The organism is Microbacterium zouquanmingi, assembly GCF_052266675.1.
Classification (GTDB): domain Bacteria; phylum Actinomycetota; class Actinomycetes; order Actinomycetales; family Microbacteriaceae; genus Microbacterium.
Map to the genome: position 1 here is coordinate 136,335 of NZ_JBQPRA010000002.1, position 19,709 is coordinate 156,043.

General features: G+C 65.7%; 13 protein-coding genes. 6 read left to right on the plus strand and 7 right to left on the minus strand.

Going from position 1 to position 19,709, the window contains the following annotated elements; genetic code table 11:
- Positions 1-19: 19 nt before the first annotated feature.
- Both ACTU6V_RS04730 and ACTU6V_RS04735 read left to right on the plus strand, forming a co-directional pair.
- Positions 20-934, plus strand: a complete 915-nt coding sequence (locus ACTU6V_RS04730; RefSeq protein WP_443475076.1) for a M15 family metallopeptidase — start codon at positions 20-22, stop codon at positions 932-934.
- A gap of 168 nt (positions 935-1,102) precedes the next feature.
- A complete protein-coding gene (locus ACTU6V_RS04735) occupies positions 1,103-2,266 on the plus strand; it encodes an acyl-CoA dehydrogenase family protein (protein ID WP_443467766.1) in 1,164 nt (387 codons plus the stop codon).
- Positions 2,267-2,348: 82 nt separating this feature from the next.
- Here the strand turns inward: ACTU6V_RS04735 and ACTU6V_RS04740 are convergent, their stop codons facing one another.
- The 6 genes from ACTU6V_RS04740 to ACTU6V_RS04765 form a co-directional block, all read right to left on the minus strand.
- Entirely contained in the window at positions 2,349-3,182 is an 834-nt protein-coding gene (locus tag ACTU6V_RS04740; protein WP_443475077.1) for an energy-coupling factor transporter transmembrane component T, read from the minus strand.
- Complete coding sequence (locus tag ACTU6V_RS04745; RefSeq protein WP_443475078.1) at positions 3,179-4,915, minus strand: ABC transporter ATP-binding protein; 1,737 nt, start codon at positions 4,913-4,915, stop codon at positions 3,179-3,181. The genes ACTU6V_RS04740 and ACTU6V_RS04745 overlap by 4 nt, the downstream gene beginning before the upstream one ends.
- A gap of 43 nt (positions 4,916-4,958) precedes the next feature.
- Complete coding sequence (locus ACTU6V_RS04750) at positions 4,959-5,501, minus strand: ECF transporter S component (protein ID WP_443467763.1); 543 nt, start codon at positions 5,499-5,501, stop codon at positions 4,959-4,961.
- 9 nt (positions 5,502-5,510) lie between these two features.
- A complete protein-coding gene (locus ACTU6V_RS04755; RefSeq protein WP_443467762.1) occupies positions 5,511-6,038 on the minus strand; it encodes a gluconokinase in 528 nt (175 codons plus the stop codon).
- 40 nt (positions 6,039-6,078) lie between these two features.
- Positions 6,079-7,689, minus strand: a complete 1,611-nt coding sequence (locus tag ACTU6V_RS04760) for an HNH endonuclease signature motif containing protein (protein ID WP_443475079.1) — start codon at positions 7,687-7,689, stop codon at positions 6,079-6,081.
- An 80-nt stretch (positions 7,690-7,769) separates the two neighbouring features.
- A complete protein-coding gene (locus ACTU6V_RS04765; protein ID WP_443467760.1) occupies positions 7,770-8,096 on the minus strand; it encodes a GNAT family N-acetyltransferase in 327 nt (108 codons plus the stop codon).
- Positions 8,097-8,167: 71 nt separating this feature from the next.
- Here ACTU6V_RS04765 and recQ point away from each other — a divergent pair, with 71 nt between their 5' ends.
- Positions 8,168-10,192, plus strand: coding sequence for a DNA helicase RecQ (recQ, locus tag ACTU6V_RS04770; RefSeq protein ID WP_443475080.1), 2,025 nt, complete (start codon positions 8,168-8,170; stop codon positions 10,190-10,192).
- 10 nt (positions 10,193-10,202) lie between these two features.
- Here the strand turns inward: recQ and ACTU6V_RS04775 are convergent, their stop codons facing one another.
- On the minus strand, positions 10,203-10,619 hold the full coding sequence (locus ACTU6V_RS04775) for an OsmC family protein (RefSeq protein WP_443475081.1): 417 nt from the start codon (positions 10,617-10,619) through the stop codon (positions 10,203-10,205).
- A 177-nt stretch (positions 10,620-10,796) separates the two neighbouring features.
- Here ACTU6V_RS04775 and ACTU6V_RS04780 point away from each other — a divergent pair, with 177 nt between their 5' ends.
- From ACTU6V_RS04780 to ACTU6V_RS04790, 3 genes are all read left to right on the plus strand, one after another.
- Positions 10,797-12,866 (plus strand): acyl-CoA dehydrogenase family protein, encoded by a 2,070-nt coding sequence (locus ACTU6V_RS04780; protein WP_443475082.1) that lies wholly within the window; start codon positions 10,797-10,799, stop codon positions 12,864-12,866.
- A 27-nt stretch (positions 12,867-12,893) separates the two neighbouring features.
- On the plus strand, positions 12,894-13,463 hold the full coding sequence (locus ACTU6V_RS04785) for a DNA-3-methyladenine glycosylase I (RefSeq protein ID WP_443467756.1): 570 nt from the start codon (positions 12,894-12,896) through the stop codon (positions 13,461-13,463).
- Between the two features lie 118 nt (positions 13,464-13,581).
- Positions 13,582-19,677: an Ig-like domain-containing protein gene (locus tag ACTU6V_RS04790; protein WP_443475083.1), complete on the plus strand. Its 6,096-nt coding sequence runs from the start codon at positions 13,582-13,584 to the stop codon at positions 19,675-19,677.
- The last annotated feature ends 32 nt before the right edge of the window (positions 19,678-19,709 follow it).

Genomic DNA, 19,709 nt, shown 5'->3' on the forward strand with positions numbered 1-19,709 from the left:
GGAAGCGATGAGACACGCTATGCACTCCCGGTACGCGTCGCCTCGGTCTCGGGTGCTGACGATCGCACTTCCCATCGGTCTTGCCGTAACGGCCCTCGGGGCATTGTGGGCGCTCGCCGAGGTGCCTTCGGTCGCTGACGAAGTGGCACTGCCTGCTCCCGCGGTGGTCGCTCATCTGCCGGGTATCGAGCTCGCATCCGTCGATGCCGCCGACCCCTGCGCCACACCGGAAGTGATCGGTGCGCTCGCCGCTGGTGATGATGAGGCCGTCGTCGCCGGGTTCGGCGGGGGCGTGGCATTCAGAGACGCCGTCTTGGCCGGGAACGCGCCGTGCATCTCGTTGACCGACCCTGTGCATCATTGGACGGTCGTGAACAAGACGCATGCGCTGGCCCCTGTCGACTACGAGCCGGCCGCGATGACCGAGGCACCGATCGAGATGACGACTGCGTCGCGTTTGATCGATCCGGATGCCGCCGCCGCGCTGGGCAACATGGCTGCCGCCCTCCAGATTTCTGGTGCGGGAAAGCTCGGCATGAACAACGCCTATCGCTCCTACCGGCTACAGGTGTCGAACTACTCCGGTCAGGTGAGCGCGGCGGGGCAGGCCGAGGCAGACCTCAGTTCCGCCAGACCCGGCTTCAGCGAGCACCAGACCGGCTTTGCCGTCGATGTCGTCGCGTGCAGCAGCGGGTGCGGAGAGATCGGTGCATTCGGGGGGACTGCCGAGAGTGACTGGATCGCCGCCCACGCGTGGGAGTACGGATTCATCGTCCGTTACGAAGCAGGAGCGACTCCGGTGACCGGGTACGAGCCCGAGCCCTGGCATCTGCGCTATATCGGTCCTGGGCTCGCGAGCGCCTATCACGAGGGTGGCTACCACGCCCTCGAGGAGTTCTTCGGTCTGCCGGCCGCTCCCGACTACGCGCACTGAGCTGCCCGACTCGTCAGGGTCCGAGAAGGGCGCGTTCTGTAGCTTTCCGCAAACGCGATACCCGGTCTCACACATGGTGGGATGCATTCTCACAATCCCCTCCCGCAGCATCCGGTCTCCGACATAGACTCGGCGGTGCAAGGACGCCAATACGTTCGGGAGGACGGCATGGAACGCGATATCTACGATGAAGACCACGAGGCATTCCGGGACCTGGTGAAGGACTTCGTCAAGCGACACGTGAGCACCGAGAGCATCGACAGGTGGGATGCTGCCGGTGAGGTCGACCGTGAGACGCTGCTCGCTGCGGGCGAAGCAGGGATCATCGGTCTCTCCGTCCCCGAGGAATTCGGCGGCGCGGGCATGCTGCAGGACTACCGCTTCCGCGCGATCGTCAACGAAGAGGTCATCGGCTCCGGAGCAGGTTCGCTCGCCGGTGCTTTGGGCATCCAGGACGACCTCGCCGTCCCTTACCTCGTGCACATGGGCACGCAGGAGCAGAAGGAGAAGTGGCTTCCGCGCATGGCGACCGGCGAGGTGCTCGGCGCTCTCGCGATGACCGACCCCGGTGCGGGCTCTGACCTGCGCGGTATCAAGACCAACGCCAAGAAGGTCGACGGCGGCTACATCCTCAACGGCGCGAAGACGTTCATCTCGTCGGGCACGACTGCGGACATCGTCGTGACTTTCGTGAAGACCGGCGAGGGCAATCGCCCCGACGCGTTCAGCCTGCTGATCGTCGAAAAGGGCATGGAAGGCTTCGACCAGGGCAAGAAGCTCAAGAAGATGGGTTTCCACGGCTGGGACACCGCCGAGCTCAGCTTCACCGATGTCTTCGTTCCCGACGAGAACCTGATCAGCGGCAAGGAGGGTCAGGGCTTCATCCAGCTGATGATGAACCTGCCTCTCGAGCGCCTGTCGATCGGTGTGGCCGCTGCCGCTGCAGCGGAGGCCGCCGTCGAGTGGACCGTCGCTTACACGAAGGACCGCGAGGCGTTCGGTGAGCGCATCGCCGACTTCCAGAACACGCGATTCCGTCTGGCCGATATGGTCACCACGACCGAGGTCATGTGGGCGTACGTCGACCGCGCGATGCTCGCGTACAAGGATAAGAAGCTGACGGCGGAAGACGCCGCGAAGGTGAAGTTCTGGGCGACCGAGCGCGAGTGGGAGGTGCTCGACATGGGCGTGCAGCTGCACGGCGGCTACGGCTACATCATGGAGTACCCGATCGCGCGTGCCTTCACGGATGCTCGTGTGCACCGCATCTACGGCGGCACCAACGAGATCATGCGCGACCTCGTCGGTCGCCAGATCGTCGGAAAGCGCTAAGCGCTCAATTCAGGTCGCAGTTTCTGCCGCTTTGGGACTCCCAGAGCGGCAGAAATTGCGACCTGAACGTGTTTACGGGGCTTTAGACCGCGAGCCACGGATACGTGAGCGCGAAGATCACCGCGGATGCTGCGATGAAGGCGACGATGAACACGACGTCGCGCGTGCGGAACGGGACGATATGCCGTTCCGTGCGCGTGGGGTAGGCGCCGAAAGCGCGAGCATCCATCGCGAGGGCGACGCGTTCGGCGTGCCGGATGGCGCTGGCGAGCAGAGGCACGATGTAGCCCCACCCGCGTGCCATCGCCGCGAACGGACCGCGTCCGCGATGGTGCCCCCGCACGCGATGAGCTGCGCGGATCACGCTGAGCTCGTAGCTGAATCGTGGAACGAATCGGTATGCCGCCAGTGCGGTGTACCCGATTCGGTAGGGGATGTGCAGCTGCTGGATGCCCGCACGGGCAAGGTCGGGCCCTGTCGTGGTGAGTCCGCCGATCAATGCAAGAGCGAGGATCGCCGCGATCCTCAGCGCGCTTGCACAGCCGACCTGTAGCGCCCCGGTGAAGAGCGTCCAGCCGCCGATCTGCAGGAAGGGCGCGGTGGCGTCGACGCTCGCGGCATCCACCCAGAGCGAGAAGCCGAAACCGACCGCGACGATGCCGAGCGGAACGGCGAGGAAGAGCAGCGCCGCGATTTTTCCAGTGATGCGCGTGCCGGTGAGGATCAGCACGTAGGCGAGCGCGATGAAGATGAGCGGCGTCATCATGTCGCGCACGAAGACCAGCAGGACGATGGCAGGCATGACGGCTGCGATCTTCGTCAGCGGATTGAGGTGGTTCAGGAATTGCCAAGCGGATGCCGGGACTCCCGGTGCGAACGGATCGATCGTGGCAGTGGGCGAAGTGATTGTCGTCATAGTGCGGTCTCCGCGAGGATGCCGCGCAGCTCGGGGCTGAGCGCACGATGAAGCGCAGGCAGCCGAAGCCCTGCAGCTTCGAAAAGTCCGGGCGTCGCGAACAGTTCGGCAGTGCGCCCCGAGGCATGCACGCGACCGTCGTCGAGGATCACCGTGTGCGTGGCGTGATCCGCGACCAGCTGCAGGTCGTGGGTGACGATCATGATCGTGGTTCCTGCGGCACGAAGGTCAGCGAGCAGATGCAGGAGCTCATCGGCGCGGCTGCGATCCTGGCCGAAGGTCGGTTCGTCCAGAGCGAGCACTTCGGGCCTGGTGATGAGGGCGGTGCCGACGGAAAGACGCCGCTTCTCGCCGCCGGAGAGCAGGAACGGGTGCACGTCTGCCTTGTGCTCGAGCCCGAACCGGCGGAGCATCTCGTCGACGCGGTCGGTGATCTCTGAGACGCTGGTCTTGCGCAGACGCAGTCCGTAGGCGAGCTCGTCGAAGACGGTGTGCGTGATGAACTGGTGCTCGGGGTTCTGGAACACGAACCCGATGCGCGCGGCGAGATCACTGGGCGATGCCCGCCCCGGATCCAGTCCGTCGATCGAGACCTGGTGCCTGGGCGGGGGAACAACGCCAGCGAGTGACTGGATGAGAGTGGTCTTGCCCGCGCCATTGGCGCCGACGATCGCCGTCAGCGATCCAGCCGAGATGTCGAGATCGATGCCGTGCAGGATCCCGGCACGTCCGCGCTTCACGGTGAGGCCACGCGCGCGGACGATCGGTGGGAGTGGCGGTTCCGACAGCTCAAAGCGTTTCGTCTCGCTTCGCGCGCTCAACGAGCCGTGATCGCTCAACGAGCCGTGATCGCTCAGCAAGCCGGGGGAGGGATCCCGCTCCAACGCGCTCGCGAGCGCTTCCGGAGTGAGGGGGAGCGGCACGTCGGCGGGCAGGATGCCGCGTTTGCGCAGCATCCGCCCCGCCAGAGCTGCGGCAGGAAGCCACACTCCCATCTCGATGAGCTCGTCCGTGTGCGTGCGCATGATCTCTTCAGCGGGGCCGTCGAACGCGAGATGGCCCCGTTTGTCGAGGACCAGAACGCGGGTCGCGAAGCGCATCGCGGCGTCGAGATTGTGCTCGACGAGGATCACCGCCCGATCGCCGGCATCGATGAGGGTCAACAGCGCGTCGTAGACATCGTCGATGCCCTGCGGATCGAGGTTCGCCGTCGGCTCATCGAGCACGATCAGTGGCGAACCCATCGCCAGGGCACAGGCGATCGCAAGGCGCTGGCGCCCACCGCCGGAGAGGCGATCAGGGTTCCGATTCCGACGCTCCCACAGCCCGACCTGCCGCAGTGCGCGCTCTGATCTCGAGAGCACTTCGTTGACCGGCAGCAGCAGGTTCTCGAGCGCGAACGCGACCTCGTCGAGCAGCGTGCCGGTGACCAGCTGGGCATCCGGGTCTTGGAAGACCATCGCGACTTTAGCGCTGAGCTCGGCGACAGGAGTGCTGACGGTGTCGCGTCCGTTCACCTCGACGGAGCCGGTGATCGTGGCGGGAACCGACTGCGGGATCAGGCCGTTCAGCGCGAGAGTGAGCGTGGATTTTCCCGATCCGCTCGGTCCGAGAAGGAGCACGACTTCCCCGGGGTGCACCTCGAAGCTCACCTCGACCGGCGACGGCCTGGTCGAGCCCGCATGGGTGAGTGAGAGCCCGCGCACACGGAGGAGAGGCGCGGAAGGGGGCATGCCTCCAGGTTAGCTGAGCCTTACCTCTTGTGAAACTGCGGAATCAGTCCCGGATGACGCCCGCTCGACGAAGGGCGCTGCCGATGGCCAGACCCACTAGAGTCCAGGCCACGGGACCTGCGATGAAGAGCACGGCGAAGCCGATCGCGCCCCAGGTCGGGAGGCTCGAGACGTGGAAGGCGAACCACAGCGGCACGGCGATCACGATGCCGGTGATCGCTGCCGAGAGCAGGAAGCGCCAGGGCTCCCAGTGCCGGTAGCGGGTGAGCGCTGAGACTCCTTCTTGCACGCCGCCGAAGACGACAGCGGCGAGAATGTAGCGTCCTGCCATGGCGGGGACGAACGCCAGCCCGATGAGAGCGGCGATCGCGTGCGTGATGAGGGCGACCCACGGGGCGCGGAGAACCTGCTGAGCGATCACGCCGGGGAGGGCGTGGAATCCGAGCACCAGCCCGTAGAGGGGCACCGCGCCTGCCGCGGCGATGATGTGGAGCCCTGCCCAACCGGCCGAGACGAGACCTGTGGCCACGCCGATCGCCGCGCAGATCAGCAGCACGCGGGTCGAGAGCACACGGGTCTTCTGCACGAGATCAGCTTATCTCCGGGCCTGGAGCTCGGTGCTCTGGAGCCAGGCGCGCACTTCGCGGGCGATCTCATCTGGCGTCGCGCGAAGGTCGACTTCGAGATGAGGCTCGTCGCTTTCCAGGTCTTCGAGGGTCTCGTACTGAGAGGCGAGCAGCGAGTCGGGCATGAACTCATGACCGCGGCCCGCCATGCGCTGGGCGACGAGTTCTCGGGGCCCTGCCAGGTGCACGAAGATCACCGAGGGGTCGCTCGCGCGCAGCGCATCGCGGTAGCTGCGACGCAGTGCGGAACAGGCGACGACCATGCCAGCGGGAGCTGTGGCAAGGTGCTCGCCCACCGTGCGCAACCATGGCCAGCGATCGCTGTCGCGCAGCGGCAGGCCGGCAGCCATACGCTCCTTGTTCTCGCGTGGGTGCAGATCGTCGGCATCGACGAAGTCCGCCCCGAGTTCGAGGGCGATCCGCTTGCCGACTGTCGACTTTCCGCTCCCGGATACGCCCATCACCACGAGGTGCGGTTGCATCGACACATCTGACATGGATCCTCCATAGCTATGACGTCTCCGAGGATACGCGGGCTCACGTAAACATCACGCGCAGTGGAGGCTCATCGGTGTAGGTGCGCCCGAGTGGGCTGGTCCACAAAACCACCCCGTCATCGAGTTGCTTCGCCGTCCACCGATCGCGGTCGTCGACATCCGGATGCTTCAGCGGATGATGACTCGTGCAGAACAGACTGAGATTGCTCAGAGCCGTCGGCCCGCCTTTCGCGTGGTCATGATTGTGGTCGATCTGGCACCGGTGGGCGGGCGCGCGGCATCCGGGGAATCGACAGTGTTGATCGCGTGCGCGCAGATAACGTTTCATTCCGGCAGTGGGGACGTAGTTATCTGTTTCGACGACCATTCCGCGGGTATCGAGGAACGCTCGGTCCCAGCTGCCGGCCTGTCCTGCGAGGATCCGCGCCGCGTCAGGGGTGATCGGCCCGTGGTCGTTGAGTTCGCCCATCGCATCGTCTGCGCCCATGAGCGTGGACATGCCGATCGTGACCTGCACGGTGGCCTTCACCGATTCGAGAGACGTCGACGTGATGCTGGTCGGCGATGTGGTCAGCAACAGGTCAGCGAAGATGTCCGCACGCAGCTGATCCTTGGTGCGGGTGTCGTGCCCACGGGCGCCGTAGCCGTCATGCATCGGTGTGGAATCGACGGAGCCCGCCTCGCCGAGGAGGTCTGATTCATCGAGGAGGTCTGATTCATCGATGAAGGGTGCGGGGGTGAAGGACTCTGCGGCAGCGTGCGCGGCGCGCTCAAGCTCCGCCGTCCATTCCGCGGCTTCTGTTTCTCGCACACCGCGGGCTGCGGAGGCGTCTTCCCACGGCGCGGGTTCGTCGAGCGCATCGAGGAATGCCGCCCCGGGGTGAGCGGGAGGCGCGGGATCGTGCGGCGTCTGCATGCCGAGGGCAGCCTCGCGCTCGGCGCGGATCTTCGCGAGCGTGGACTGTCGGGGCCGACGCTGCCCCTCTGGTCGGGCTCGAGTGACTTCATCTGCCATCGACGTGATCCGATCATGGATCGCATAGGCGAGAAGCTCGGGAAGGATTGCCGTCAGTACGGCCATTCCGTCTCCGTCGGGCTTCACCGTGACAGTGCGCTCGGAGCGGCCACGGCGATGCTGCTCTGCCATCCCCTCGGGGTGCACTCTGGCGGCAATGCCGCGGGCGTGCGTGCGCGTGCGGGCGGCGGTGTCGTTCTCGGCGAACGGCAGGATCTGCTGCTCGTACTCGGCGCGAAACAGATCGGCGTCAGCCTGACAGCTGACGTTCGGAGCTTCTCTGACGATGACCTCGGCGTGCCGTCTGCTGATCGTGCCGGCCGCAAGTGATTCAAGGGTCCGCGGGAACTGGCGTACGAGCACCCATGCATTGGTGATGTGCGCGCCGGCTGTGCTCGGCGGAATGTGCGCGGCGGCGGCGTACTCGGCGCACATCGAACGGAACGCCATCTCGTCGGAGCCCGGGTCGAGTGAGCGCTCCTGTGCGAGCAGATCGAGCCGCGTGGCGAGAAGCTCGGCCCGCCGAGCCTCGAGCGCGGCCATCTGTTGCCCCAGAGTGACCCATTCATCGAGCAGTGCACCGCGCAGAACGAGCGATTCCTCGAGTTTCTGGAGCGTGGGGCTGAGTGGGGCCATGCCTCCAGAATAGAACAAAGTTTCGAACAACGCAATGAAAAGTGGGAGGAATCGATCGGCTGTCGACCGCGTAGCGATGATTACTTCTCGTCGTCCCCGGCGGGGTCGTCCGGCAGCTGGGGCCAGCGGATTTCTGCCCCCTCGACCTGATTGCGCTTGAGGTAGCGGGCGATGTACGGGCAGTAGGGGACGAGCGTCTTGCCGGTTGCCGCGGCATCCGCCAGCGCTTCGCGGGCGAGAACCGGTGCCAGGCCCATGCCCTGGAAGGCCGGGTCGACCTCGGTATGCGTGAACAGGATCTCGTCGTCGCGTTCCTTGTACTCGGCGAATCCCGCGAGGACGTCGCCGGTACGGATCTCATAGCGCGAAAGTTCCGCGTTGCGCGTGACGGTGGTTTCGTCAGTCATGGCTGCTCCCTTGCGTGCGTTTACCCCACCCTAGGACGGCTCGTGTCGCCACGGGTCGTTACGCTGAAGGGATGCCGCAGAATCCTGGAGCCACGTTCCCCGGTGACCCCTATGCGGATCTGCCGTGGGACGACACTCCGCCACCGGAGGACATGGACTGGGAGCCGCAGGGCGACGGGTTTGAACCGCCGCTCGACTGGGGCGATAGTCCTTTCACTCCCGTCGTGGATGTCGTACCGGACCGTTCGACGGGCTCAGAGATCGGACGGCGGGCGACACCATCGCGTTTCCCGACCGCGGGCGAGGCGCTGCATACCGTCTTCGGATATGACGCCTTCCGCGGAGACCAAGCGGCGATCGTCGATCAGGTGATCGCCGGTGGGGATGCTGTCGTGCTGATGCCGACCGGCGCAGGCAAGAGCGTCACCTACCAGGTTCCGGCGCTCGTGCGCGAAGGAACAGGGCTGGTGATCAGCCCGCTCATCGCCCTCATGCACGACCAGGTCGATGCGCTGCGCGCCAACGGTGTCAACGCTGCGTACCTGAACTCCACGCAGTCGGCGTCCGAGCGTGCCGAGGTCGAGCGCGCGTACGTCGCGGGTGAGCTCGACCTCATCTATGTTGCGCCAGAGCGCCTGTCGTCCGCGGCGACGACGCGCCTTCTGCAGCGCGGCATCCTCAGCGTCATCGCGATCGACGAGGCGCACTGCGTGTCGCAGTGGGGCCACGATTTCCGCCCCGACTACCTCGCACTCGGCGATCTCGGCGAGCGGTTCCCCGGCGTCCCGCGCATGGCGCTCACGGCGACCGCCACCCGTGCGACGCACAAGGAGCTCACCGAACGGCTTCAGCTCGACGCTGCCAAGCACTTCGTGGCGAGCTTCGACCGACCGAACATCCAGTACCGGATCGTGCCGAAGGTCGACCCGCGCAAGCAGCTCGTGTCTTTCGTGCGCTCGATGCCGGAGGGAGCTGCGGGCATCGTCTACGCGCTCAGCCGCAAGTCGGTCGAGCAGACCGCGACGTACCTCGCAGCCCAGGGTCTCGACGCGCTGCCGTATCACGCAGGCCTTCCCGCCGAGGTTCGCGCGGCGAACCAGTCGCGGTTTCTCCGCGAAGACGGGGTGATCATGGTCGCGACGATCGCGTTCGGCATGGGAATCGACAAGCCCGACGTGCGCTTCGTCGCACATATCGACCTGCCGAAATCGGTTGAGGGCTACTACCAGGAGACCGGCCGTGCCGGACGCGACGGCGAGCCAGCGGTGGCGTGGATGGCCTACGGCCTCGGCGACGTCGTGCAGCAGCGCCGCATGATCGACCAGAGCCCGGGCGACCGCACCTTCAAGATGCGCATGGGGCAGCATCTCGACGCCATGCTCGGTCTGTGCGAGACGGTCGAGTGCCGCAGACAGAATCTGCTGGGCTACTTCGGTCAAGCATCCGAACCCTGCGGAAACTGCGACACGTGTCTCGAGAGGCCTGAGACCTTCGACGGACTGATCCCCGCGCAGAAGCTGCTTTCGACGATCGTAAGGCTCAAGCGCGAGCGCAATCAGGCGTTCGGCGCCGGTCACCTCATCGACATCCTGCGCGGATCGTCGAACGACCGCATCCGTCAGCAGAAGCACGACGGGCTCGCGACCTATGGCATCGGCGCCGACCTGTCCGATCAGGACTGGCGCAGTGTCGTCCGGCAGTTACTCGCCCGCGGCATCCTCGTCGCGCAGGGCGACTACGGCACCCTCGCGCCGGGCGATGCCGCCGCGGGTGTCCTCAAAGGCGAAACGCCCGTCCCGCTTCGCAAAGACACGATGGGGCGGGTGAGTGCCAGTCGCGCCCGCAAGACATCTGCCGCATCGGATGCTGTCGCAGAAGGCGACCGCTCGCTCTTCGAAGCTCTGCGGGTCTGGCGTGCGGCGACGGCGAAGGAGATCGGCAAACCGGCGTACATCGTTTTCGGTGATGCGACCCTTCGGGCGCTCGCCGAAGTGCGTCCGGCATCCTTGGGCGACCTCGAAGGAATCACCGGAATCGGTGAGAAGAAGCGCGAGGCGTACGGCGATGCCGTCCTCGCGGTCGTCGAGGCGAACTGAGTCTGCGTCGTCAGCCGACGGCGTACGGTTCGCCGTGCACGGCGACCGTCGTCGCGCTGCGAAGCAGCCGCGACACGGGGCAGCGCGCGTGCGCCTGCTCGAGCACGCGCTCGGTCTCCTCAAGAGATGCGCCCTCGACCGAAAGATACGCGTCGACCCGGAACTCGTAACCCGAGCCCTCCGAGGCATCGCGCAACGCGACCTCGACGCGCACGGCGGTCCGGTGTCGTCGCACGGTGACTGCTTGAGCGGTCGAGTTCAAGCAGGTCGCCCAGGCGAGTGCGAGCAGCTGTTCGGGGTTGGTGGCATCCAGATCCCGGTCGGGGGTCAGCGGCGACGAGACGCGGACGGTCATGCCGTCTTCGACACGGCTGACGCCGGGCTCACTGGTGCTGTTGCTCGCTGCGGTCCGATACTTCTCGCTCATCCCTCCACCGTACGCCGGTGTCCAGTCACGGGGCCCGGTGGCCGAACCTGTCGCCTCACAACAACCGCGGGATGCACGGCCCCCCACACTCATTGGAGAGATCGCACAGGAGGCTTTCTTCAGGGTTGGAGGAGTCCTACGGTTGGAGAATCTTGACTTCTCCTTGAGAGGACCACCATGGTTGACGCCGCCGTCCGCAGTACGAAGCCCAGCAGCACACGCAACGCAGAAGACAACGCTCCGCGCGTAGATGTCGACCGTGTCAATGACCTTCTGCTCGGCACCTGGGCCGACATTCGTCGTGAAGCACGCGAGATGATCAAGGATCCCGCGTTCTGGCGCGACGATTCCCTCAACAAGGATGAGCACCGCGAGCGCGTTCTCGCCCAACTGCACCTACTCGTGCAGAACGGAGCGGTTCACCGGGCCTTCCCGAAGAAGTTCGGCGGCGCAGAAGACAACGGCGCGAACATCTCAGGCTTCGAGGAACTCGTCGTGGCAGACCCCAGCCTGCAGATCAAGGCCGGTGTGCAGTGGGGGCTCTTCGGCTCCGCCGTGCTGCAGCTGGGCACGGACGAGCACCACGAGAAGTGGCTGCCGGGCATCATGGATCTCTCCATCCCCGGCGCCTTCGCGATGACCGAGATCGGTCACGGCTCTGACGTCGCAGCGGCTGCGACGACGGCAACCTACGACCCAGAGACCGAAGAGTTCGTCATCAACACTCCGTTCCGGGCGGCGACCAAGGAGTTCCTCGGCAACGCGGCGCTGCACGGCGTCGCCGCAACCGTGTTCGCCCAGCTCATCACGAACGGTGTGAACCACGGTGTGCACTGCTTCTATGTGCCGCTGCGCGACGAGGACGGCAACGACCTGGCGGGAATCACCCGTGAGGACGACGGACTCAAGGGCGGTCTCAACGGCATCGACAACGGCCGCCTCTCGTTCGACCACGTGCGCATTCCGCGCACGAACCTGTTGAACAAGTACGGTGACGTCGCATCCGACGGCACGTACACGAGCCCGATCGACAGCCCAGGCCGCCGCTTCTTCACGATGCTCGGCACCCTTGTGCAGGGGCGCGTCTCTCTCGATGGCGCAGCCTGCTGGGCATCGGCCCTCGGCCTCCATATCGCGATCACGTACGCGACTCAGCGCCGGCAGTTCGACGGTGCTGACGGACAGGAAGTCGTACTGCTCGACTACGGCAAGCACCAGCGCCGCCTGCTGCCGCGCCTTGCCACGACCTACGCACAGATCTTCGCGCACGACGAGTTCGCGCAGAAGTTCGACGGCGTCTTCTCCGGACGCACCGACACCCCCGATGACCGCGAAGATCTCGAGACTCTGGCCGCTGCTCTCAAGCCCTTGTCGACCTGGCACGCGCTCGACACGCTGCAGGAAGCACGCGAGGCCTGCGGCGGCGCGGGGTACATGTTCGAGAACCGCCTGGTCGGGCTCCGGGCCGACCTCGATGTCTACGTCACCTTCGAGGGAGACAACAACGTCCTGCTGCAGCTGGTCGGAAAGCGCCTGCTCACCGACTTCGCGAAGCAGTTCAAGGACAAGGATGCCGCCGCTCTCGCCAAGTTCGCTGTCGGACAGACAGCGGGCAAGGTGTTCCATGGCGCTGGCCTCCGCCGATTCGGGCAGAACATCGCCGACTTCGGCTCCACTGCGCGCTCTGTCGAGAACGGTCTGCGCGCCGATCAGCAGCACGAGCTGCTCGCCGATCGCGTGCAGCAGATGGTGGCCGACATCGCAGGCCGCCTGCGTCCCGCGGGCAAGGACAGGGTGCTCGGTGAGAAGCTGTTCAACGAGAACCAGGCGGAACTCATCGAGGCCGCTCGCGCGCACGGCGAGCTGCTGCAGTGGGAGGCGTTCACCGATGCAGTCAACAGCGTTCCGGATGAAGACACGAAGCAGGTCCTCACCTGGCTGCGCGACCTGTTCGGGCTGCAGCTGATCGAGAAGCATCTCGCCTGGCACATCATCAACGGTCGCCTGTCGACGCAGCGCGCCGCCGCAGTGTCGAGCTACATCGACCGGCTCTGCCTGCGACTTCGCCCGCACGCCCTCGACCTGGTGGGCGCCTTTGGCTACGAGCCCGAGCACGTGCGTGCGCCGATCGCGAGCGGGATCGAGCAGCAGCGTCAGGACGATGCGCGTGCGTATTACGCCGAGCTCGAAGCGTCCGGAAAGGCGCCGATCTCGGAGAAGGCGCTCAAGCGAGCCGCGAAGAAGTGATCCGCCGGCGGTGCGTACGCTGAATCCATGACCTCTCTTCTCGCCGGACCCGATGGGCGCGCCCGCTGCGCATGGACCGGAGAAGATGCCGAGTACCGGCGCTACCACGACGAGGAGTGGGGCGTTCCGCTGCACGGCGACCGAGCACTGTTCGAGAAGATGGCGCTCGAGGGGTTCCAGGCCGGGCTCAGCTGGATCACCATTCTGCGCAAGAGACCGAGGTTCCGCGAGGTCTTCGACGGTTTCGATCCAGAGCGCGTCGCAGCCTTCGGCGATGATGATGTCGAGCGTCTGATGGCGGATGCCGGGATCATCCGCAACCGCGCCAAGATCCTCGCCACGATCGGCAACGCGCGTCTGGTCGTGGAGATGTCTGATGGCGAGCTCGACGCGCTGATGTGGTCGTTCGCTCCGGCCCGTGGCATTCGCCCGCGCTCTTTCGACGACGTGCCGGCAGTGACAGCTGAGTCGACCGCGATGAGCAAGGAATTGCGCAAGCTGGGGTTCCGTTTCGTGGGTGCGACGACGATGTACGCGCTCATGCAGTCGACGGGGATGATCGATGATCATGTCGAAGGATGCTGGCGCGCGCTCTGACCGCATGGGCATCTCTGCCCGTCGAGGGTTTCAGATCGGGCAGTTAGTATGTACCGGTGTGCCCCGCCCGTGAAGGGTCGGACCGCAAGTGACGAACCACCCGGGGGGGAAACGGAAGATGAAGGCGCTGTCCTGGTTGCGCGCGAAACCGAAGACAGCGGCATCCGTTGCAGCTGTGACTGCAGCGGTTCTCACCGTTGGCACGCTCGCGTTCGCGTATGAGGGAAATCCCACGACGAAAGTCGATCTGAACGACGGCGGCGTGTGGATCACGAAGTCCTCGGCGCTCATGGTCGGCCACTTCAACAACGAATCGACTCTTCTCGACGGCGGTCTGCGCACGACGGGTGAGAGCTTCGACGTCCTGCAGGACAAGTCGACGGTCCTCGTTACGGACCGCTCGAATTCGACGCTCACCGCCGTCGATCCTGCTCGAGTCTCACTCGGCGACAGCGCTTCTATCCCCGGGTCGGCGAAGGTCGCGCTCGGCGCTCAGACGACGGCGATCCTCGATGGCGATTCCGGACAGCTGTGGGTCGTCCCGGTCAAGGCGATCTCCAACTTCGAGCACCAGGGTACGGATCCGGTCGCCAAACTCGGCAAGAACTCCGATGTCGTCGTCGGTCAGGATGGCACGGTCTACGCCGTCTCCGGCGACAACGGCGAAGTCATCACGATTCCCGTAGACAATGAGGGCGAAGCCCTCGACCCCTCGACCGCATCGCTGGGTGAGATCGACACCTCGGTTGCGCCGACCATCACCGTCGTCGGGTCGACGCCCGTCGTTCTGTCTCCGGCAGACAGCGCCCTCATGACTCCCGGCGGCTTCCGCACTGAGATCGCCGAAGCAGACACGGCGGTCCTGCAGTACGCATCCGCTGCGACGGACGAGGTCGCTGTGGCGACGGCATCCCATCTGATCGATGTGCCGCTCGACGGTGGCGAACCGCAGATGACGAACGTCGGCGGCGGCGGCACGCCCGCGGTGCCGGTGTCATTGCTCGGTTGCAGCTACGGCGCCTGGGCGGGTGCGGGAACCTTCGTGCGAGAGTGCCCCGGCGAAGACAACGATGTGAACGCCGACGTGCCAGGTGTCGAGAACTCCTCGTCGCTGACCTTCCGCGTGAACCGTGACGTCATCATCCTCAACGACACAGTCGGGGGAGCGGCCTGGCTGGCAGATGAGAGCCTGCAGCAGGTCGACAACTGGAACGACCTGACCCCGCCCGAGGGCGAGACCGAGGACGAAGAGGACACCACCGAAGAGACCGTCGAGACGACGCTGCCGGTGCGCACCGACGCCAACACCCCGCCCGTCGCGGAGAACGATGAGTACGGTGTGCGTCCCGGCCAGACCACGGCTCTGCCCGTGCTCGACAACGACAACGACGCTGATGGAGACGTTCTTGTCGCGGCGCTCGCCGAACAGCAGCCCCCTGTCGGCACGGTGCAGCCCATCTACGACGGCGGGTCGCTGCAGATAGCCGTTGATGAAGAAGCATCCGGCGCTGCTTCCTTCAGCTACGAGGTGAACGACGGTCGCGGAGGCAAGGACACCGCGACGGTCAGCCTTTCCGTCAAGGGCTGGGACACCAACACCGCCCCCAAGCCGAAGCGCTCGACGACTCTCGCGATCGAGACCGGCGGCACCGTCTCGTACAACGTGCTGCCTGACTGGATCGACCCGGAGGGGGATGACATCTACCTCCGCGAGGTGATCGCAGCTCCAGGTGATGAGGTCGAGTTCACCACCGACGGACAGGTCACCTACCGCGCCACCGCGAGCGTGCAGGGCCGCAAGGAGGTGCAGGTCTCAGTTTCCGACGCGCTCGGCGAGATCGCGCGAGGAGTGCTCATCCTCGATGTGCGGCCTTCGGGCACGACGCTGCCGAAGACGAACGCGGACCACGTGATGACCCGCGTCGGCGAACAGGTCACCGTGTCGCCGCTCGCGAACGACTCCAGCTCCGGTCGTGAGCAGCTGCGTCTGACCCGTGTGAACGGCGATGAGACGCCGGGCGCGACGATCACCCCGGACTATCCGAACAAGACATTCACGTTCAGCGCGCCGACAAAGGGCGTCTATTACGTGCTCTACGAGGTGGCTGCAGGACCGAACGGCGTGCAGGGCATCGTGCGCATCGACGTCGCCGACGCGAGTGAACAGGACCTGCCTCCCGTCGCCGTGCGCGATGTCGCGCTGCTGCCCTCCGGCGGCGAAGTGCTGCTGGGAGTGCTCAACAATGACTCTGACCCCTCTGGGGGCATCCTGGTCATCCAGTCGGTCAGCGTCGAGCCCGGCAGCGGCATCTCGGTGTCAGTCCTCAACCACGAGTCCCTTCGCATCGGCGATCAGGGCGCACTCGATGAGCAGGTGCGCATCACCTATCGCATCTCGAACGGATCGAAGACGGCCGAGGGCGAGGTCGTCGTCATTCCCATCCCCGCGCCGGAGAAGATCCTTCCGCCGGTCGCGAGCCCTGATACGGCCGTCGTCCGTGTCAACGACGTCGTCACGATCCCCGTTCTCGACAACGACACCAGTCCGACTGGTGACGCCCTCACGCTCGAACCCGAGCTCATCGAACCGTTCGTCGCTCCCGAGGACGGCGAGATCTTCGTCTCGCAGGATGTGGTGCGGTTCAAGGCGGGCCCCGAGGCGAAGACCGTCTACGCGACGTACGAGGTCTCTGATACCCGCGGCAACAAGGTCGGCGGATACATCACGATCCAGATCCTTCCCGAGCAGGAAGAGAACGCGGCTCCGCGTCCACGCGACATCACTACGCGTGTGCTCAGCGGCAGCGTGGCGAACATCGCCATCCCGCTTGACGGCCTGGATGCCGACGGCGATTCGGTCGAGCTGATCGGACCGGCGTCGAACCCGGCCAAGGGACGCATCACCGAGGTGGCGCAGAACTACTTCGTCTACGAGGCGTACGCCGACTCCACTGGAGTCGACAACTTCACCTACCGGGTGCGCGACCGCCTCGGCAAGGAAGGGCTGGCAACCGTCCGCATCGGCATCGCGCCGGCAGAAGACGTCAACCAGGCGCCGTTCGCGGTGAAGGATGCTGTCGTTGTGCGACCTGGGCGCGAGATCGCCGTTCCGGTGATGTTGAACGACTCCGATCCCGAGGGCGATGAGATCGCTCTGGTCGAGGACGGGCTCGTCCTGCCCGAGATCGAGGGGATGACCGCCCGGGTCTCCGGTGATCGCGTGCTCGTCGAGGCCCCGAATCGTGCGGCAGAGACCTCGCTCCAGTACACGATTCGTGACGCGCGCGGTGCGTCGGCACAGGCCGTGCTCCAGATCACCGTCGACGAAGATGTGCCGCTGTTGGCGCCCATCGCTCGAGACGACCGGATCCTCCCCACCGATCTCACCGACGGAGAGCTGGACGTCGATGTCGAGATCCTCGCCAATGACGAGGACCCTGACGGCACCACTGACGGACTCCGCGTAGAGGTCGGCGAAGGCGGCACTCTGCAGGACGACGGCAAGGTCAGCGTCACCATCGGCGAAGAGATGCAGCTGATCCGGTACACACTCACCGACCGCGACGACCTGCAGACCTCGGCGTTCATCTTCGTCCCCGCGGTGCAGGAGCTCCGCCCGACGCTGACGTCGACGAAGCCGCTCACGGTCAAGAGCGGTGAGACCAAGGCGCTGCCGCTCTCCGAGTACGTCACGGTCGCCGGCGGCGGAAGCGTGACGATCACCGAGCACGCGAAGGTCAGTGCAGCGCACGCCGACGGATCCGACCTCGTCAAGGACGGCAGTACGCTCGTCTACACCTCCGCTCCCGGGTACTTCGGAGAAGACGGCCTCTCCTTCGAGGTCACCGATGGCACGGGTCCCGACGACCCGGAGGGACGCAAGGCGACCCTGACCATCCCGATCACCGTGCTGCCGCCGGAGAACCAGTCGCCGAGCTTCACCCGAGGAGAGGTGAACGTCGCGCCCGGTGAGGATGCGACCACACTCGACCTCGAGGCGCTGACGAAGGATCCGGATCCGGAGGACGCCGGAAAGCACAGCTACTCGCTCCAGGGCAATGCCGGGCAGGGCGTCACCGCGCGGATCGCCGATGGCGAGCTGTCGGTGGAAGCGGCTTCCAACGCGAAGAAGGGTACGACGCAGACCCTCACGATTCGCATCTCCGACGGAGAGAGCGAGGCCATCGAGGGTACGGTCACCGTGCGTGTGACCGCGTCCACGCGCGCGCTCGCCACAGCGAACACCGACACCATCGATGAAGCAGACCAGGGCAAGACGATCACGGTCCCGGTGCTCGAGAACGACTTCAACCCGTTCCCCGATGCGCCGCTGAAGCTCGTCTCCGCGTCGCCCGAGACGGGCGCGGGAACCGCGAAGCTCGACGGTACCGGAGTGCAGGTGACCCCCAGCAAGGACTTCGTCGGAACCCTCGTGGTCCGCTACACGGTCGAGGATGCGACAGAAGACACCGACCGCCGCGTCGACGGTCGCATCGTCGTGACCGTGCAGGGCGTTCCCGAGGCGCCGGGCCGACCGCAGGTGACGAGCGTGCAGGATCGCACGGTCGTCGTGTCGTTCTCGGCCCCGTCGAACAACGGTGCGGAGATCACCCACTACACGGTCAAGAGCACCAGCGGCAGCGCGTACACCAAGAAGTGCCAGACGACCACGTGCACGCTGGATGGCCTCACCAACAACGTCGAGTACACCTTCGAGGTCGTGGCGACCAACCGTGTCGGTGACTCCGAGCCCTCCGGGGCATCGGCGATCGCGCGTCCGGATGCGCGCCCCGACACCCCGGTCGCCCCGACTCTGGTCTTCGGCGACAAGTCACTCAAGGTCGCGTGGAAGACGCCTTCCACCCCTGGCTCGCCCGTCGAATCGTTCAACCTGCAGATATCGCCGGCGCCGCCATCGGGCATTACCGAGAAGAGTGTCACCGGCAACTCGATGACCTGGGAGGGGCTCGAGAACGGCTCCTCATATCAGGTGCGCGTGCAGGCGGTGAACAGGGCTCCTGAGCCATCGACGTGGAGTGGATGGTCGCTGGATGAGATTCCGGCAGGGCCCCCTCTGCAGCAGAAGGCGCCGACGACCGCCGAGCTGTCGCCGGTGGGCGACCAAGCGCAGATGAATGTCATCTGGGCGGCACCAGACAACAACGGCGCGGCGATCGACAGCTACGAGATCCAGGTGCTCAAGGGCGGATCGACGTGGAAGACGACCACGGCAGCCGCCGGCCAGACGAGTCAAGCTCTCGTCGTCCCCACGTCGGAAGACGGTTACACCTACATTGTCCGGGCGCACAACAAGGCCGGCTGGGGCCAGTGGAGCCCGCCGTCGGCGGAGCGCCGGGGGGCGATCAGGCCGGATGCTCCGGCTACGCCGAAGATCGTCGCGCGTGACCGCGCGATCGAGATCACGTCGTCGTACACGCTCTCAGCCGACCAGCGAAACGGTGCCAAGGTGAGCGAGATCTCATACCAGTACCGCCTCAACAGCGGCGGCACGTGGACGGCGCTTTCGGGCACGACGATCTCTGGCCTCGCGAACGGCTCGTTCTACACGCTCCAGATCCGTGCGCTGTCGAACACCGGAACCGGCAGCTACACCGGCGTGGAATCTGCAGCATCCGTCGCGGCGATCCCGTTCGGCAAACCGCATACGCCGACCGCGAGCGCGTCCGGGCTCACCACCCAGGTGCGTCTGGGGTGGAATGCCACGGGATCAGATAACGGCCGATCGATCCAGGTCGTGCAGATCAGCATCGACGGCGGATCCTGGCAGAACGTGGGCCTTCAGGGAACGCGAGACGTCGGAACCGACTACGAGCAGAGCCACAACATCAGAGTGCGGGCGATGGATACCGAGCAGCAGTGGTCGGATGTCAGCGCCCAGAAGTCAGCCAGATCCAGCGATCGTCCGCAGCCGCGGGTCTGGGTGACCCAGGGTGATGCCGCCGGAAACTGCGTCAACGGATGCCGCCAGTTCGTCGTGCACTGGGAGAACCTGAACATCGGCACGTACGACGTGCAGTGCATGGTCGAGGGTAAGGGCGCGATCGGCAACTTCCGGTACAGCGTCAACTTCAACGGCGCCGGACAGCAGCAGCTCGCCTGCTACCAGGGCCGTGATGGCGTCAACGTCTGGGCCGACATCGTCGGCTGGGGTGACGGGGTTGACACGGAGCAGGCGTTCTGGCCACGGCCGTAGTCGCCCCACACACGCGAATTTTCAGAACGAAG

Coding starts and splice junctions, on each gene's coding strand:
- ACTU6V_RS04730 (WP_443475076.1), top strand. CDS start 20: ATGCACTCCCGGTACGCGTCGCCTCGGTCTCGGGTGCTGACGATCGCA.
- ACTU6V_RS04735 (WP_443467766.1), top strand. CDS start 1,103: ATGGAACGCGATATCTACGATGAAGACCACGAGGCATTCCGGGACCTG.
- ACTU6V_RS04740 (WP_443475077.1), bottom strand. CDS start 3,182: ATGACGACAATCACTTCGCCCACTGCCACGATCGATCCGTTCGCACCG.
- ACTU6V_RS04745 (WP_443475078.1), bottom strand. CDS start 4,915: ATGCCCCCTTCCGCGCCTCTCCTCCGTGTGCGCGGGCTCTCACTCACC.
- ACTU6V_RS04755 (WP_443467762.1), bottom strand. CDS start 6,038: ATGTCAGATGTGTCGATGCAACCGCACCTCGTGGTGATGGGCGTATCC.
- ACTU6V_RS04760 (WP_443475079.1), bottom strand. CDS start 7,689: ATGGCCCCACTCAGCCCCACGCTCCAGAAACTCGAGGAATCGCTCGTT.
- ACTU6V_RS04765 (WP_443467760.1), bottom strand. CDS start 8,096: ATGACTGACGAAACCACCGTCACGCGCAACGCGGAACTTTCGCGCTAT.
- recQ (WP_443475080.1), top strand. CDS start 8,168: ATGCCGCAGAATCCTGGAGCCACGTTCCCCGGTGACCCCTATGCGGAT.
- ACTU6V_RS04775 (WP_443475081.1), bottom strand. CDS start 10,619: ATGAGCGAGAAGTATCGGACCGCAGCGAGCAACAGCACCAGTGAGCCC.
- ACTU6V_RS04780 (WP_443475082.1), top strand. CDS start 10,797: ATGGTTGACGCCGCCGTCCGCAGTACGAAGCCCAGCAGCACACGCAAC.
- ACTU6V_RS04785 (WP_443467756.1), top strand. CDS start 12,894: ATGACCTCTCTTCTCGCCGGACCCGATGGGCGCGCCCGCTGCGCATGG.
- ACTU6V_RS04790 (WP_443475083.1), top strand. CDS start 13,582: ATGAAGGCGCTGTCCTGGTTGCGCGCGAAACCGAAGACAGCGGCATCC.